General features: G+C 31.3%; 13 protein-coding genes and 1 pseudogene. 11 read left to right on the plus strand and 3 right to left on the minus strand.

The features are described from left to right. Positions 1-47 precede the first annotated feature (47 nt). The 10 genes and pseudogenes from V7S50_RS28385 (at position 48) to V7S50_RS28430 (ending at position 14477) form a co-directional block, all read left to right on the plus strand. Positions 48-752, plus strand: a complete 705-nt coding sequence (locus V7S50_RS28385) for a 4'-phosphopantetheinyl transferase family protein (protein ID WP_063224400.1) — start codon at positions 48-50, stop codon at positions 750-752. After that, positions 739-1461, plus strand: a complete 723-nt coding sequence (locus V7S50_RS28390; RefSeq protein ID WP_001172938.1) for a thioesterase II family protein — start codon at positions 739-741, stop codon at positions 1459-1461. The genes V7S50_RS28385 and V7S50_RS28390 overlap by 14 nt, the downstream gene beginning before the upstream one ends. 662 nt (positions 1462-2123) lie before the next feature. Next, positions 2124-2252 carry a hypothetical protein gene (locus V7S50_RS28395; protein WP_336376711.1) on the plus strand — a complete coding sequence of 43 codons (129 nt, stop codon included), beginning with the start codon at positions 2124-2126 and terminating at the stop codon, positions 2250-2252. A gap of 202 nt (positions 2253-2454) precedes the next feature. After that, positions 2455-2850: a sodium:proton symporter gene (locus tag V7S50_RS28400; RefSeq protein ID WP_242256054.1), complete on the plus strand. Its 396-nt coding sequence runs from the start codon at positions 2455-2457 to the stop codon at positions 2848-2850. A 237-nt stretch (positions 2851-3087) separates the two neighbouring features. Beyond that, a complete protein-coding gene (locus V7S50_RS28405; RefSeq protein ID WP_252209358.1) occupies positions 3088-3786 on the plus strand; it encodes a YrrS family protein in 699 nt (232 codons plus the stop codon). 1429 nt (positions 3787-5215) lie between these two features. Beyond that, positions 5216-5403, plus strand: a pseudogene (locus V7S50_RS28410) (hypothetical protein). 875 nt (positions 5404-6278) lie between these two features. Beyond that, positions 6279-7928, plus strand: a complete 1650-nt coding sequence (locus tag V7S50_RS28415) for a M4 family metallopeptidase (RefSeq protein ID WP_336376700.1) — start codon at positions 6279-6281, stop codon at positions 7926-7928. 687 nt (positions 7929-8615) lie between these two features. Beyond that, a complete protein-coding gene (locus V7S50_RS28420) occupies positions 8616-8810 on the plus strand; it encodes a DUF4177 domain-containing protein (RefSeq protein ID WP_001198561.1) in 195 nt (64 codons plus the stop codon). A gap of 263 nt (positions 8811-9073) precedes the next feature. Further along, the gene (locus tag V7S50_RS28425; RefSeq protein WP_242256048.1) at positions 9074-10711 is read left to right on the plus strand and encodes a peptide ABC transporter substrate-binding protein; all 1638 of its coding nucleotides are present in this window, start codon (positions 9074-9076) and stop codon (positions 10709-10711) included. A 499-nt stretch (positions 10712-11210) separates the two neighbouring features. Next, positions 11211-14477 (plus strand): VaFE repeat-containing surface-anchored protein, encoded by a 3267-nt coding sequence (locus V7S50_RS28430; RefSeq protein ID WP_336376699.1) that lies wholly within the window; start codon positions 11211-11213, stop codon positions 14475-14477. Between the two features lie 101 nt (positions 14478-14578). Here the strand turns inward: V7S50_RS28430 and V7S50_RS28435 are convergent, their stop codons facing one another. Continuing rightward, the gene (locus V7S50_RS28435; RefSeq protein WP_242256077.1) at positions 14579-14833 is read right to left on the minus strand and encodes a SunI/YnzG family protein; all 255 of its coding nucleotides are present in this window, start codon (positions 14831-14833) and stop codon (positions 14579-14581) included. A 258-nt stretch (positions 14834-15091) separates the two neighbouring features. Here V7S50_RS28435 and V7S50_RS28440 point away from each other — a divergent pair, with 258 nt between their 5' ends. Then, on the plus strand, positions 15092-15823 hold the full coding sequence (locus V7S50_RS28440; protein WP_242256042.1) for a M15 family metallopeptidase: 732 nt from the start codon (positions 15092-15094) through the stop codon (positions 15821-15823). Between the two features lie 332 nt (positions 15824-16155). On the opposite strand, the gene V7S50_RS28445 is transcribed toward V7S50_RS28440, so the two are convergent. Further along, positions 16156-16560, minus strand: coding sequence for a DUF3221 domain-containing protein (locus V7S50_RS28445; RefSeq protein WP_048554432.1), 405 nt, complete (start codon positions 16558-16560; stop codon positions 16156-16158). Between the two features lie 582 nt (positions 16561-17142). Then, positions 17143-18534, minus strand: a complete 1392-nt coding sequence (locus V7S50_RS28450) for an S-layer homology domain-containing protein (RefSeq protein ID WP_336376698.1) — start codon at positions 18532-18534, stop codon at positions 17143-17145. Positions 18535-18539 lie beyond the last annotated feature (5 nt).

Here is an 18539-nt window from a genome sequence, read left to right on the forward strand (position 1 = left end):
AAGCCATCCTTTAAAAAAGGAAGTGATTTATCATACACATTCAAGCTGTGAAAATACCAAAGAATATTGAAAGTCATTTGTTTAAGCAACTTAGTAACTTGGTTTCAAATGAGAAGAAAGAACGAATGAAGCGTTTATTAAACTCATGCGACATTAATAGGACCCTGATAGGGGATTTACTAATCCGATCTCTAATCTGCCAAAAGTATAAAATTAATAATGAAGAAATTAGATTTATATATAATGAGTATGGAAAACCTTTTGTTGAAAATTTTTCTGACTTTCATTTTAATCTGTCACATTCAGGAGAATGGGTGGTTTGTACTACTGCTAATTTTAATGTGGGTATTGATATAGAAAAGGTTTCAGAAATAGAGGCTCTTAAATTAGCAAATGAATTTTTTTCAGAGGAAGAATTTTATGATATATCTAATATAAATTCTGATGAACAAATTAATTATTTTTATGATTTATGGACATTAAAAGAAAGTTATATAAAAACGATTGGAAAAGGGCTTTATATCCCGTTAAATTCATTCTCTATAAAAAAAGAGTCACGAACTTTAATTTCATATAAGTATATACCTCAAAACTTTTACTTTAGACAATATAACATTGAGCCAAATTATAAGATATCTGCTTGTGCAACAAGGGATGAATTTCCGCAAGAGATAATAATTAAAGACATTTATTCAATTTGCCAAAATATATGCAAATTTGAAAGTAAGGAGAAAATCAATGCAGAAGACTAAACTTTTTTGCTTTCCACATGCTGGGGGATCTGCGTTTAGTTACGCAAAATGGAAAAATCACTTTAATCCATATATTGAGGTAGTCCCGATAGAGTTAGCTGGTAGAGGATATAGAATTGAAGAAAACTTGTACCAAAGTATGGAAGAGGCAGTAAATGATGTCTACAATAAAATAGTTATGCAGATAGATGATTCGCCCTACATTCTATTCGGGCATAGCATGGGAAGTTTGATCGCCTATGAAGTAGCCAGAAAAATAAAAGATTCTAAAAACGTATCGCCTGAATTTCTTGTTTTGTCCGGTAGAAATCATCCAAATAGTAAAATAAAAAATATCCGACATAATCTTTCTAATGAGCAATTTAAAAGAGAAGTTATTGCAATGGGAGGTACACCGTCCGGGGTACTTCAATCAGAAGAATTAATGGAGATTTTTCTCCCAATTCTAAGAGCAGATTTTAAAATTGTCGAGACATATATTCATGACAATAATATACAACCATGTGATATTGATTTTCTTATATTTAATGGGGAAAATGATGAATTTACTACATATGATCAAGTAATAATATGGGAGCAATATACAAGTAAAACGTGTACTCTTCATTCTTTTGAAGGTAATCATTTCTTTCTAAATGAAAATATTGAAGAAATAGCAAAGAGTATTATAAGAAAGTTAGATTCTAAAAGATTATCAAATAGTTTTTAGAGGTTTTCTAAGTATATTCATGGCTAAGGAACAAAATATTAAATATAAAAAATAAAGGAATTGCTGAAATATCATTGAATAAGGGCATTGAAGCCTAAACGAACTTTTCAAAGGCAGGAAAAAAGACTCATTGAATCGTAAGAGTTACTTCCCTTATTTATCTAAAAAAGTGATGCAACTTATTTGCATCGCTTTTTAAATTTTTACCAGAGAGTAATTTAGTTAATTGGTAGAAAAAGGAATGGTCCTATTTGGCCCCTTCCTTTTTCTCATACATAACGCTTGTTGACAACTTATGAAATAATAGCATTCATCGCTATTAAAATATAACACTAAAAGCAATTAATTAGATATGTAATTGTGCATACATTGTACTATTTCATGAATGGGAACAAAACTATTTATCTCTTTCGGGAAGGAAACAAATAGACTCAGGTATACTTAGGGTAAGAGCACCCAAAGATGCGCTCCGTTTCTTATTTCCTATCCTACATTACCATTCCAAGCAAATTCCTTCTCTTTCAAACAATTCATCCATTGAATAAAGATAAATCCGCCATACGTATCGCGTAGCATGAAACGTTCTTAATATTATTTGGAATATATTTCAATATACTTCCGATACTATAACAGATCTAAAATTTCTCTACTGGAGGTATATAATGACATATCCATTTCGTAATTTAGTATTTGAAGGAGGCGGGGTAAAAGGGGTCGCTTTTATCGGTGCCATCCGCGCACTAAACATTGAAAAAAATAAAATATTTGGTACGACTTCAATTTGTTTTTAGATAGTTTTGTAATTAAACTATAATATTGTATTTTTTCTGCATTATTGAAATTAGTAATAATAAAATGTATTATTGAAAAGCACAATTTATAATTCAAGTAATCAGGACTATGTACTCATTATAATTTGAACATTCAGAAATTATAATATTATCTAAAAATGAGGTGTGATTCATAGAAACAGTACATATTAAATGGTATGGAATGTATAGTATAAATGATTTTTATAATAGGGAAGAAGCTTCTAAGAAGGGGATATTTGCAATCTCTAGAGTATATGCTAAGACTGTAACATTGCTCTATATAGGACAAACCAAAAGAAGCTTTATACAAAAGATAAGGGAACTTAATAAGGAGTGGCCTTTTGATGAGAGCGAATTAAAGATTACATTAGGAATAATAGAATTTCCTAGTGGTAAAATTTACTCTGAAAAGAAGGTAAAAGAGATAAAATCCCTTTTGATTTTACGACATACCCCGTTAGAAAACGAAACATCTTTATTATACTATAGAGGGAAATTTAATTTAAAAATTATAAATAAGGGAAGAAGAGGTTTAATTGTTAAAAAGCTTTCTACAGGAGATCTAATGTGGACGTAATTGGAATCAACTTTGAATAAAATTGAAAGTTGTTTAAGTGCAGAAACTTATCAATTTTTAATGTATTAAACTATTTTGAATAACATATGTCAGATGCTTGAAAAAACACAAATTTTATTGTGATATGAAATCCTGTATGGAAAGTGTAGTGTATTTCTATTATTTAATAAAAATATTAAGAATTATAGGGATAATACATAAAGAGTAGAGGAGAAAGTAAACACGGAGGTTTGAAGAATGGGACAAGTAAGCAGATTTCAAGAAAAACAACAGAATCGTCGTCAAAAGGCAATTTTTAATATTGCATTTACTTTAATATTAGTGACAGTTGGTATAGTGACATACCAGTTGTTTACCTCTTCTAATACATCAAAGAAAGCAATTGCTCAAGAAAAGAAAGCAGTACAGTTAGAGGAGAAGAAACGTGAAGAAAAAGAAGCGACACAGTTAGAGGAGAAGAAACGTGAAGAGAAAGAAGCGGCACAGTTAGAGGAGAAGAAACGTGAAGAGAAAGAAGCGGCACAGTTAGAAGAGAAGAAACGTGAAGAGAAAGAAGCGGCACAGTTAGAAGAGAAGAAACGTGAAGAGAAAGAAGCAGCACAGTTAGAAGAGAAACAAAAAGCAGAAAAATCGGTATCTCAAGAAAAGGGTTCTCAAACTAATCCTTCTTGGAAGCCAATTGGTACAAAGCAAGGGGCTAAACCTGAAATGAAATTTAAAGAAGGGACAGTAGATTGGAATGAGATGAAAAAAGCAATTTCTTATGCTGTTGATGTTCCAGAGAGCCAATTGATTTTCGATTTTATTGGGAATAATGGTAATAATAAAGCCTACAGTAATGTGCGAGATAAGCAAAGTAACAAAAAATATAAGGTTGATATTGATTGGGTAGAGAATCAGGGGTGGAAACCAGTATCTGTACAAGTGGTAAAATAATAGAAATGGAATTATGTGTTTCAAAGTTTACTTTTGTAAAAACTCATAAAAGAGTTCGTTTCAATCAGGACTCTTTTTGTTATGTTACCAGCATTAATTACTAGGACTCAATTGTTAGATCCTGCTGCAGACGTATATTAGAATCTACCTGATTTAGTGCTTCGAAAGATTCAAAATTGCATTTTTAAAATACTAAATAATTAATGGTACATTTTGAAATATTTTTGGTCTCATTTCATTAGGAACTATTCCGTCTATATAACTAAAAAATGTGTTATAATATCTATTGAACATATGAATAGGATAACAATTACCTGCTGTTAGCAAGTAGCGGTTTATCTAATAAAAAGATCACTTGTTTCCAAGACAAGTGATCTTTTTATATACATTCCCTGTACTATTTTTGAAATTGAATAGATATTTCAATCTGTGTAATTACAATAGACTTAATTAAAATTAAAACTGCAACAAGGATAATACCGTCTATATTTGTAGTAAGAAATATATGAAAAATATCTTAATGCAAGGTTGGCCTATATTCTATAAGGATATTAAAGAGTTATAGGAAACATTGATAAACGGGAATTATTTTGATTACAATATTTATGCATCTTTAGGTCTAAATAGTTGGGGATTAGCTAAGAAACTTGAGATATTAGACTCCTATTAAGTTGAAGATGGTCTTAAGTGTACTTCCAATAAAGAAAATTATGTAAATAAGCTGTCCATATGGGCAACTTATTGTATTTTTTGGCTTAGCTTGTTTTTTCCGAAGTGCTGGCGGTTCCCTTACTAGTATTCTTGCATTTAAATTATTTTTAATATATTATATTTATATGTATATATATATTAACGCATACAAAAGGACTCAAATCTATTAATAAGATTTAAGTCCTTTTCAAAGATAAAAAGATTGTACCAAAACGTAATCCAACTTATGCTTGTCTTTTTAATATGTATCTAGTAAAAAGATATTTTGTATCAATACAATTGTGTTTCCAATATAAATGGAAGTTTTCAAATAGAAGTTTATGTACTTTCAATGATAGGAGATAATGGTTAGAACATAGAGGAACAAGGAACCATACAGAGTAATCTGAAGAACCTGAGAACTATTGTATGTAGTTTGTTCATCTCGAGTACAATAAAAGAGTCTTACCTCTGTAGGCAAGACTTCACTAGTGTAGTTGTATAATATTTACATATCAACTAAGAAACAGAACCCATATAAAACAAAGTAGCAGAATCCTAATATTCCTCCTACAGCTAATACTTGATTAAACCAACTCTTAAATTTTAGATTACTGTAAATATCTTGCGATTTTTCCATATTTCCTCCTATTAAGGAGAACCCTTAAAGACTCTCACCTCGTTATGGTACCATTAAATGATGACTAATAGAGGTCCAATATTGTCTAAATGTATAAATATGCAATATTGCATACATAAATGTATTGTTATATATGTAAACGCTTACTATAATAAGGACATAAAGATTAATCACATCCCAGTACTAACAAAAGAGGAGGAAATAATATGGAAATCGCAATGGCAGTTTTAAAATTTATTGGTGGAGCAATCCCATTAGTTCAAGAACTTCTAAAAGCATTTATGTAAATTCACTACTTAGCAATTATTTATAAAAATTATTATAAAAATGATCTGTAAATCAATTCATCTTTGATATACAGATCATTTTTATGAGCCAAGCCCATTTAACATTATTAGGGAGCTTTTTAAATTTCGAAATATTTAAGGTTACGTCATATCAACATCAAGTTAAAAGTAAATTTTAAGAATAAACCTTTAGAGGATATTTTATAGTAAATCAAAATCCTTTTACAAAGTTGTAGGCATTAAACTCCTACGGCTTTTATTAAACTTTACTTAAGTAAAAGTCTCTTCAGAAAATCTAAAAGGACTTTTTGAGATTTTTAAATACTTGACCTACTGATAACTGAGGAGTGTAGAGAATATATATTTGATTTTTAAACAAATATGACAAATTACATGTGTAAGTTAAATCGATCTGTATCGTACATTACTGGAACTTCAATAAGGTAGGTTCTTTTTTTATTTGTATTCAAATCCCAGAGTGGCCCCTAATACCAGAAATCGTTTCCTATCCCTTTCTGTAGAAACATAAAAATCAATTCAACTTTTTATGTGTAATTTTTCATTTACGATTCAAATGCATTTCAGTTCTATAGGTTTCTTTTAAAAAAGGAATTTAATCTATTTATAGTTATTTTTTTTACATAGTAAGGTAGAATGATATACATTTATATTCCGTTTTTATTTAGTTACTTACAAATAGATATGGAATATAACAATATGGGATAAAGAAAATGTAAAAATGGAATAAGAAATGGTTATAAGTTTTATTGTCTTAATTTTCTGATTAATTTTTATACTGTTTTAAATAGAAGGCACTTTACCATTATCTCTAGAATTATATGAAAGTGTAAAAAAATGGGATAGGAAGTGGTATTTTGAAAAAGGTGATTTTATCTTCAACATTAGCTGTATCTATGGCTTTAGGGGCTTTTGCGCCATTAGGAACGTCACGTACATATGCAGCAGAGCAAAAGATTCAATACAACCAAGAATTTCAAACACCATCTTATATTGGGGAAGAGTGGAAAGCACCAGAAGGACTAGATAAAAAAGAGACTGTGTTCGAGTATTTAAAGAGTAAGAAAGACATGTTTAAATTAGCAGGAAATATAGAGAAACATTTTGAAATCGTTAAAGAAGAAAAAGACACAGAAGCGGAAACAACGCATGTGAAGCTTATTGAAAAATATAATGGTGTTCCTGTATATGGATCTGATCAAACAGTAGCACTTGATAAAAATAATAATGTGAAAGCATTTTTTGGACAAGTTATACCGAATTTAGAAAATAAAAATATCCCATCAACTGCAAGCATTTCAGAAGATGATGCTGTAAATATTGCGAAAGCTGGTATTGAGAAAGAGATTGGAAAAGTAGATAACTATGATGGTATGAAGAAAGATTTATACGTTTATGAAAAAGATGGACAATATTATCTTTCCTATCTTGTAAAAGCCTCTGTTTCAAAACCGGCATCAGGCTACTGGCATTATTTTATTGATGCAACAAATGGCAATGTGATCAATAAATATAATGCGGTCGATCATATTACTGGTTTTGGATATGGTGTTTTAGGAAACAGACAATCATTTGAAATTGTTCAAAATGAAAAAACAGGTGCATTCCATTTATTTGATGGTAAACGTGGAAACGGTGTTTATACGTTTGATTGGAGAAATTTGTTTAAACAATCCTATGATTCAACATCAAAAGGAATGGGATATACAGGTTATGAAATTGAAAGTAAGTTCAAGTTCTTTGAAGATAAAGCAGGTGTTGATGCACATGTAAATGCAGAAAAAGTATACGACTATTATAATAAAACATTTAATCGTAATTCCTATGATAACAAAGGAGCAAAGTTACGTTCTGTTGTTCACGTAGGAGAAAATTGGAATAACGCTAGTTGGAACGGTGTGTATATGTCGTATGGTGATGGAGATGGAAAACTGTTTATTCCATTTTCTGCGAGCTTAGATGTTGTCGCCCATGAGTTAACACATGCTGTAACAGAGCATACAGCAAATTTAGAGTATCAGGATGAGTCTGGTGCATTAAACGAGTCATTTTCGGATATTTTCGGTGCGATGGTAGACCGTGATGATTGGGAGATGGGGGAAGATATTTATACACCAGATATAGCAGGGGATGCGATGCGATCCTTAAGTCATCCTGCATCTATTCCCAATCCATTAGAACCCACTCAAGGTTATCCAGATCATTATAGAAAATATTATCCTGGACCATATGATAATGGCGGTGTTCATATTAACAGTAGTATCAATAATAAAGCAGCATATTTATTGTCGGAAGGTGGCTGGCATTACGGTGTGGAAGTAAATGGCGTTGGCCGCGAAGCTACAGAAAAAATTTACTATCGTGCTCTTACAAAATATTTAACAGCAAAATCTGATTTTAAAATGATGCGCCAAGCTGCAATTCAAGCCGCAGAAGATTTATATGGTAAAAATTCAAAAGAAGTACAAGCTGTAGCGAAAGCTTATGATGCAGTTGGTATAGAATAAGACCTGAAAAAGACCTGATATATAACGCCAGGTCTTTTTTTACTGAGTAATCAAGAATGATTTTTGCTACGCCTTTATATACCTATAAAATATTCATTAAATGAGAATGTAAACTTCATAACTCGATAAATATATTGTTCACGCTTTTCTTCTTCTGTTTAAGATAAGAAAAATACAATTTTGCAACAACAATGTCCTTTCTACGTGTCCTTGTATATTAAAAAATTTCAACTTGAGCTACAGTATCTGTTGTAGCATTTGCACCTCCTGTCGTTACTTTTAGTGAAATACGATCACCTGCTAGAAATGTCACTGAAATATCATTATTTATATTGGAAGTTTGAGTACCAGTATGATATCTATATTTTGCTAAATTATTTTATAGAAAAACAGCTTTTTCAATTGAAGAAAAGAGAAAAAATTAAGGGATTCTATCACTAGAAAACACCACTTGAATACGATGAATGTAGAAAAACATATATCATTAATCTGGCTAGTAGCTCAGACAATAGATATTAACCGTAAAAGAGAGAGAATTATAAGAGAAAAATTAGAAATAGAGAATTGAACTGACCATTCTTGTGGGGGAGAGAATTTTGATGATAAATGGATGAACAAAGGTATACGTGGTATTATTAATAGTATATATATCTACATACTTACTATTTTAGTTTAGGAGAGTTGTCTATGCAATGGGAGTATAAAACACTTAAAATTGATGGTACATTTAAAAGTTTTTTTGGTGCTAAGGGGTTAGATTTAGAAGGCGAGTTTAATAAGTTAGGGATTGATGGTTGGGAACTTATTTCAATTATTGGCTTAGGCAGTGGCGGTAGTATTCAAAATGGTTTACAGGCAATATTTAAACGCCAAATCAAATAATAATATCAGCATAACGTCTTGGATTTATTCAAGGCGTTTTTTTGTTTCCTGACAAAAAAACTTTTCTTGAACGTATGAAGAGAGGTATTTATAGCTTAATATTTATAAAGAAACAGGAAAAGGATTAACATAGCCATCTTACTCTGCTGAGCTCACTCAATTAAAAATGAAAAAGTATTTACCTGAATTTCAATAATTTGGTATAATATTTCAGGGTAATGTATATCTAATTATAAAATTTATTGGATTCGGGGAGAAAATCTATGAAAAAGAAAAAGATTAGTTTACTAGTATCTACAATTATCACTTCCTTAATTTTTTCAGCTTGTGGTAATAATACTAATAAAACTAATAAAGCTGAAGCTGAAAGTCAAAAACAGGTATTAAACTTAACGATACCGGAAGAAATCCCATCTTTAGATACGGCAAAAGCTATGGATGGTACGTCATCACATATTATGCAAAATATATTTGAAGGATTATATGTACTGGATAAACAAGATAATCCTATTCCTGGTGTAGCGAAATCATTTGAGAAAAGTAAGGATGGGAAAAAATATACATTTCATTTGAGAAAAGATGCTAAATGGTCAAATGGTGAAATGGTAACTGCACATGATTTTTCTTTTGCTTGGAAACGAACATTAAATCCTGAAACAGCATCTCAATATGCATACATGTTATTTTATATAAAAAATGCCAAAGAAATAAATAAAGGTATAGTTGCTGCTGATCAGTTAGGAGTAAAAGCAATAGATGATTATACGCTAGAAGTGGAATTGGAACAGCCTGTTCCATATTTATTGCAATTATTAGCACTACCTGTTTATTTACCTCAGCATGAATCGTTTGTAAAAGAAAAAGGAAGTAGCTATGGTTTGGAACCGGAGAATCTTATATATAATGGGCCATTTGTGTTAGAAAAGTGGAAGCATGGACAAGAATTTCAATTGAAGAAGAATAATAGATATTGGGATAAGAAACAAGTAAAGCTAGAGGCAATAGATTTTAATATTGTAAAAGATACGATGACGGCAATAAATTTATATGAATCGGGTAGTATTGATCGTGCTCCAATTACTGCAAAACATTTTGAGCAATACAAAGACAACAAAGAATTACATATGAAAAAAGAAGCTGGAATAGCTATGTTACGTTTTAATGAAAAAAACACTACATTAGCAAATAAAAAAATCAGACAATCTATTTCTTTAGCAATAAATAAAGAAGAGATAGTAAATCATTTTGGCAGTACTGGAGCAACACCTGCAGAAGGTCTTATACCGGCAGGATATACGAATGAAGCAAATCAAAAAGATTTTCGAAAGGAAAATGGTTCTCTTGTTTTGTATGATTTACAAAAGGCTAAACAAACTTGGGAAGATGCCAAAAAAGAACTTGGTATAGAAAATGTCACACTTGAGCTTCTAACATTTGAGCAAGATAATGAAAGAATTATAGCAGAGTATATAAAAGGAGAACTTGAAAAACATTTACAGGGTTTAACAATACAGATTAAGCAACAGCCATTTAAACAAAAATTGCAGCTTGAACAAACAGGGCAGTATGAAATCTCTATGGTAGGTTGGGCACCTGATTATAAAGATCCAATTAGTTTTTTAGAATTATTTACGACAGATAATCCAAATAATAAAATGAAGTATTCAAATTCGAGTTATGACGATTTTATAAATAAAGCTAAAAATGAAGCTGTATTAGATCAACAGAAGAGATGGGATTATTTACGAGAAGCCGAGAGAGTGTTGTTAGAAGATGCTGCTATTGCTCCCCTTTATCATACTGGTAAAGCATATCTGCAAAAGGATTATGTAAAAGGAATTGAAAAGCATCAATTTGGTGGTGCTTATACTTACAAAAATGCATATTTGATTCAAAAATAAAAAGTTTAAAATTGAAAAGAGTTGAGTACTTGATAAAAAAGTATTCAACTCTTTTTTACTTTCCACAAAAAGTCGTATTACATTTCAGATTATAATATGCAAATTTTTTAATTGTTCAATAGAAACAAAATTAAGAATGAGTTTTTGTTTGTTACAATTAGAAAACAAGAAATCAAAATAACCCAAATTGTGATTTAAATCAACCTTTTTCACTAGCTAAAAAATACTGTGGAAAATTAATGACTTGAACAAAAGAACTGCTATTTACATACTTCACATACATATTTGTTTTGTTAATTGTGGGCGTGTTTTGAGATTTGTATATAGTAATTTCAATTAAAAACTTGAAAAATATTAAAATGTGTAAATTTTTTGAATTTTTAATCAAACGTATTTAATATTCCTAATTTGTTGTTTTATAATGATACTCGGGTTGATCGTGAATGTTTTAGATATTGCGATATATACTCGATTAATTTATTTTAGGGAGGTTTCAAAATTGGGTAAGAGAGTTATTATAAGAGTTTTTACATTATTATCAGTACTGGCATTATTCCTTAATGTGTTTTTACCAAGGGCTAGTGCAGAGGTTATGACGCACGAGAAATATTCAATGGACTGGAGTTATAGTAATAGTCTAGGTAAGTACATTCGAACTGAAATGATTAAAAATTCAAGCGGTCAAATTGCTTATTGCTTAACTCTTGGATTAAAATCACCAAATGGTGAAGATCTTCCTGAAATGGGGAAAACGGATGATGTAGTATATAGGGTCTTATTAAATGGTTTCCCACAAAAAAGTGCAGAACAACTGGGAGTAGCTAATAAGAATGAAGCACATTATGCAACTCAGCTTGCGGTTTGGAATGCATTAGGTCAACTTGATGTAAATGAATTAAAACATGAGAATAAAAATGTTGAAAAAGCGGCTAAGACAATTATTAATGCTGCAAACAAAAGTGAAGATACTCAAGATATTTTTATGAATGTGATTCCTGCTGAAAAGCAAAAAGCAGAATTAAAGGGTGAGTTCTTTGAAACAAATCTATACACAGTACAAACAAATGCTAAGAGTGGTTCTTATAAAGTAGTAGCGAAAAATGCACCTAATGGAGTAAAAATTGTTAGTGAAAATGGTGAAGTGAAAGATCAACTTTCAGTTGGAGAGAAATTCCGTATCCAAATTCCTAAAAATACAAAAACAGGTGAATTTAATCTATGTGTTGCTGCAAACTTAACAAAAGTTCAAGCAATTGCTTACCGTGGTACGGATACTGTTCAGAATGCTACAGTATTACTAGAAAGAAATGAAGAAAAGCTTAGTAGTGACCTTGCAGTAAATTGGGAAGCAGCTGGTTCTTTAAAAATTAAAAAAGTTGGAGAAAGTGGAGAAGTATTAGCTGGTGCGGTATTCGAGGTTTTTAATGCGAATAATGAATCAGTTGGAAAAATTACGACTGGTGCTGATGGTACTGCAGAATTAAATAACCTACCAATTGGTACATATACTGTAAAAGAAATAAAAGCGCCAACAGGCTATGTTTTAGGTGATAAACCACAAACCATTGAGGTTAAGACAGGAGAAACTGGGGCTGTTCAAATAGTAAACAACAAGGCAAAGGGAAACATTGAAATAAAAAAACTTAGTGATTCAGGTAAAGTGCTACCTAATGTTGAATTCACTGTTTTTACTGAAGATGGAAAAGAAGTGAAAAAGGCAGTAACAAATGAAAATGGAATTGCAAATGTTGAAGGCCTTACATTTGGTAAGTATTATTTCTTAGAGACAAAAACACCAAATGGATATATCGGAAATAAAACAAAGTATCCTTTTGAAATTAAAGAGCACAATAAAACACTTACTTTTACAGTAGAAAATACCGAAGTAAAAGGTAGTGTAAAACTATTAAAAGTAGATACCGAAGATATTAGTAAAAAGTTAGAAGGTGCAGTATTCGAGTTAAAAGATGCAAGTGGAAAAGTAATTGGTGAATATAAGACAGATAAAAATGGTGAGATTAACGTTAAAGATCTAGCGTATGGTAAGTATTCATTTGTAGAAAAGACTTCACCAAACGGTTACGTTCTTGTTAAAGAACAAATCGTGTTCGAAATAAAGGAACACGGGAAAATTATTGAGTTATTAGCAGTCAATCATCTTATTAAAGGTGATTTGGAAATTACAAAGGTAGATGTAGCTGATGGAAACAACAAGCTTCCAAATGCAGAATTTACGATTTATAACGAAGCAGGGAAAGAAGTAGTGAAAGGTAAAACAGATGATAAAGGTATCGCTAAATTTGAAAAGTTATCATTTGGAAAATACACATATAAAGAAACTATTGCACCAAACGGTTACGTTTTAAATGAAGAGACGTTTTCTTTTGAAATCAAAGAGAATGGTCAAATAATTAAACATATCGTCAAAGATGAGAAGATTCCCTCAATTAAAACAACAGCATCTGATAAAAAAGATGGTACAAAAGAAATGCACACTTCTAAGTCTGTAACAATCCAAGATAAAGTGGAATACAAAGACCTACAAGTAGGTAAAGAGTACACTTTAAAAGGTAAATTAATGGATAAAAAGACTAATAAACCATTAGTTGTAAATGGTAAAGAAGTAACTGCTGAAACTAAGTTTACACCAAAAGAAGCAAACGGTTCTATTACACTAGATTTCACTTTTGATGCAACTGGTTTAGAAGAAAAAGAAGTAGTAGTATTCGAAGAGTTACTGAAAGACGGAAAAGTTGTTACTACACATACTGATATCAATGATAAAGGTCAAACAGTTAAGTTCGTTAAGCCATCAGTAAAAACAACTGCTACAAACAAAGCTGATGGTGGAAAAGAGGTTCATTCAAAGGATTCTATCACTATCCAGGATAAAGTGGAGTACACTAACTTAGTTGTTGGTAAAGAGTACACTGTAAAAGGAAAATTAATGAACAAAGCTATTAACGAACCATTATTAATTGATGGTAAAGAAGTAACAGCTGAGACTAAATTTATTGCAAAAGAAAAGAACGGTTTTGTAACATTAGACTTTACTTTTGTTGGTGCTGAACAGCAAGGAAGAGAAGTAGTCGTGTTTGAAGACTTATTACATGAAGGTCAAGTAATTGCAACGCATGCTGACATTAACGATGTAGGTCAAACAGTTCGATTTGTAGAACCTTCTATTAAAACGACAGCTACAAACAAAGCTGATGGTTCTAAAGAGTTAGATGCTTCTAAATCTGTAACAATCCAAGATAAAGTGGAATACAAAGACTTAATCTTGGGTAAAGAGTACGTTGTAAAAGGTAAACTAATGGATAAAGCAACAAAAAAACCATTATTAGTTGATGGTAAAGAAGTAACAGTAGAATCTAAGTTTACTCCAAAAGAGAAAAATGGTTCTATCACACTCGATTTCACATTTAATGCTTCTGCATTACAAGGTAAAGAAGTGGTAGTGTTTGAAGAATTGTATCAAGATAATGTCTTGGTAGCTATACATGTTGACATCGAAGATAAGGGGCAAACAGTGAAATTTAAAGAAGTAAAACCGGAACAACCAAAACCAGAGCAACCGAAATCAGAACAGCCGCATCCGGATAAAAATATTCAAACATCAGAACAACCTAAAGCAGAAAAGACATTAAAATCAGGAATATTACCAGTTACAGGTGGAGATATATCGATGCGGATCTCAATGGGCGCTGGCCTTTTATTATTAGTTCTTGGAACTGTATTATTTATCAAACGTAGAAACGTATAAAAACTATATAAATTTTACAAAGAAGGTCTTCTAATAAATAGAAGACCTTTCATTTTTGTACTTAATTTGGATTTTGTTTGAGTCAGTTTGGACATTCGATTTTAAGCATGAATGGCATTTAAAATCGAAACTTTATTTGTAGTAAATAATACATAATTTTGTTTGGCTGTTTTAATTAAAATACGATCTGTTGTCCCATATGGTGTTCCAATACGGATCACATTTGATTCTTCAACACCAGCATAAGTATCATCTTCGGTAACCTCGATTACATCACGTAATGGAATCGTAATCTCCGTCAATTGCCATGAAATAATTAACTCTTTTTTTGTTTTTTTTACATTAATACCTAGCATCATACCAAGACCTTTCTATAATAGAATGCTACACTTCTAATCTTATTATATAAATTTTTAGATTATTTTTCCATATGTAGGAATGGTATTGGTTTCTGCGTGTTAGTATCTTTAGCGTATCGAACGCAAAGGAGGATATACTGTCTTTCTGTTAAGAAATATGTTAAGAACAAAAGTTCACTTAAAATTAATATGAATTTGATATGGTTGTAGTATTATAAACGAGAAATATTAAGAGTGGCAGGAAGGAAATGAATAATGAGAATTAAATTAGTAGGGATTTTTACATGTATGATTGTGATACTTGGTATCTTTATCGTTTATACCAATCAATCTATTGGTAAAGAACCAAAAAAAACAAACTATGAAACTCATGAAAACTCCATAAATAAAGAGAAAAATGGTACTTCAAAAAACATAGCAAGTTCTTTTGCTAGTATACAGGCTGTAGTTAATAAGGAATATGGATTGCCTGAAGACTATAAACCGGAGGATTTAGTTGTACCAAATGTACCATTCTCATTCAGTGGAACGCTAGAAAAGAGTTACCTTCGTAAAGAGGCAGCAGAAGCACTAGAAAGTTTATTTGATTTAGCAAAGAAAGAAGGAATCCAGTTAAATGCTGTTTCAGGGTTTCGCTCCTATGATTATCAAAAAAAACTGTATGCAAACAATGTGAAAAGAAAAGGACAAGAGCATACGGATCGCTTCTCGGCAAAGCCTGGACATAGTGAACATCAAACGGGATTAACGATGGATGTTTCTTCTAAAAGTGCAAATAATGAGCTAGAGCTAACTTTTGCGAATACGAAAGAAGGAAGATGGCTGAAAGAAAATGCGCATCGTGCAGGTTTTATTATTCGTTATCCAAAAGGTAAAGAGAGTATTACTGGATATGCTTATGAACCGTGGCATATTCGCTATGTAGGAGATATTGCTGAAAGTATATATAAGAAAAAACTGACTTTAGAAGAATATATGAATCTGTGAAAATAGAATTAAAGAATTAAATTTGCTAGCGAAAGCAGTAAGAGTGTAAAAGATAGGGGTATGAAACAAGGTATTTCTTAATGCTCTTAAAGGATATGCCATGGGATTGTAAACGATACTACTATTTTAGAGATGAAAGATGGCGAGTAATATCTTTACAGTAATGTGAGATGTAGGATCTTGCGTCAGGTTCAGAATAATAAGTATTAGGTTAATATATGATGGAAAGCAGAAAGCAACGAAAAAGAATATAAAGATTACGTATTCGGTTTTTTACTAAATAACAGGGCATCATTCTAATTAGAATAATGCCCTGTTATTTTTAGCATAATCTATTGAATTACTTTTTCAATTTTAGGCATTACAGCAATTGGTGGTAAAGATTTGGTCCATGCAGCAGCATAAACATTTAACTGTTCACCTATAGTGTAATTTTCACCATCTGAAATAGGAACCCTTAAAATCTTATTTTGATTTACTAACTCCCACCAATCATTTTGGTAAGCGAGTGCTTCATCTTTTGTAGATGTTGAAGCAACCACTAAATAATTGTTTTCTACTGAAATGACATATCCAGTAAAAGGATCTTGTTCTTGTTTATGAATAGAATAAATAGGTGCAGTGCTTACAGACGCCTTATTAGAATCTGCAAATGCCGGTGTTAATCCGAAAGTAAATCCACATCCTAATGTTAAAGCTGTTACGGTTGTTACTAATTTTTGTTTTTTTGTAAACATAATACATATCCCCCTTATATTTTATCCCTACACTAGCAATTTTCTAGTTCTATCATATAAAACCTTTTAATATTAAGATGTTTAACAGTTCTGTCACATACAATCCATAAATGTTAAAATTATCTATTAATGGAAGTGGATTTGTGTTATAATTCACTAGGTGAAATATTATTATTACATTCATCCCCTGATGAATGTATACCCTTCCTTAATTGTAAATATGTTTGATTTTATTGGTGAAGAGGGAGGAAATCTCTCTTCTTTTTTTGTTCCTTCTAAAGTTCGAAGGTGCCTTGAGCAATAAAATTTGATTTTTTTAAAACAGTTGAATTACACACGTTCACTTTATTTAGAAGTGAGAGTGGGGGAGTTCAAAGAAAGATGGGGAAATAAAGCCCTGTCTCTTGATAAAAACTTATAGAAATAAAAATAAGGTAGTTACTGTTGGACAGATAGTAAATTACGATTAATATACTAAGTCTTACGAGCACGATAAAAAATATATAACTTCATAAAAAGAACTCCTATGTTACTTAGGAGTTCTTTTCGGATGAAGTCAACAAATTTATAGAATGTTGAACATTAGTTTGTTTTTTCAACAATAGGAGAAATAGCCTTCGCAGGAACACCAGCAAGTAAAATAGGGCTAAACTCAAAAGATGCAGCATAAACGTTCACCGTATCACCGATTATAATATCTTGTAATACTTCGGTTGAAGTTTCAACTTCATAAGTTATGTTGTTACTTGAAACTAAGATTGAATTATCAGATTTCCCTGTAACATTTCCTTTGATTTTTTTGTATTGATTCTCTAAAATATTTTGTTCATTTCCTTTTTGAATAATCGCGTTTCTTGCATCGAAAGGTAAGTCCATTAGAAGAATAGGGGCCATTTCAAATGCTTGAGCATAAACATTTACTGTATCGCCTATCTGAATGTTTGGTAATACTTTTGGATTAACATGGGCAAGAATGGTTTGATTTTCACTTGAAATTTCTAAGCTATCTTCGGATTTTTTTGTCACTGTACCAGAACGTTTTTTTAGTTGTGCTAAGAGTTTTTGTTCTTTATCTTTACTCATTACATGGTTTTCTTGTTGTTTGTTAGATTCTTCGTTTATTTTAGAAATAGAACTTACATCAGTGTAAAATACAGTTTGTCCATAGATTTTTTGATGTTTCCATTGATCTTTGTTAGCAACTTTAACTTTGTCTCCGTTTTTAAAATTAGAGTTACTACCATTCGGGAAGTCTATAGTAACTTCTTGATTATTTCCATTAGCATCTTTATATGCAACAGTCACATAATAAGAATCTGCATCATTTATTACACCAACTACAGCATTTTCTTCTTTCTTTGTTTGGTGGTCGATTTGATCAGACTTTGCAATAAATTGTGCAGCCTCTGCACGGGTAATTGGTCTATTAGGGGACCAGTTTTCTCCATCTTCAGTGCCCTTAGAAATTTCTGTTTGTATTAAAATATTTGCATATCTTTCTCCCCAATGCCCTTTTAAATCCTCAAATGTAGTTACACTATTTTTAGTAACTTTATTTTCTAATTTATAAGCATTTGCCACCATTGAAGCCATGGATGCACGATTAATCAAACCTGTTGGAAGGAAGTTACCATTTCCATCTCCTTTAATAACACCTGCTTTTTCAACAGCTGCAATGTAAGGTGCTGCCCAGTGGTTTTGAGCATCTCGGAAAGATGGTTTAGCATTCTTATTAATTTCTAATCCAAGCATTATAGCCATTATTTTGGCAGCTGAACCGCGGTCAATTGTTTCAGCAGGAGCAAAAGTACCATCGGGTTTTCCATGTAATGCGCCTTTTTCAACTAGGTAATTTACAGAAGGGCTTGCCCAATTTGGGACATCTGGAAATTTATGGGTATTTGCAAATGCACTAGATGAGTAGGATAGTAGACTTCCAGCAAGAATTCCTGTAGCAATTAATTTGTATTTCAAAATGT

The organism is Bacillus sp. CCNWLW194 (assembly GCF_037120585.1).
Taxonomy (GTDB): Bacteria; Bacillota; Bacilli; order Bacillales; family Bacillaceae_G; genus Bacillus_A; species Bacillus_A basilensis.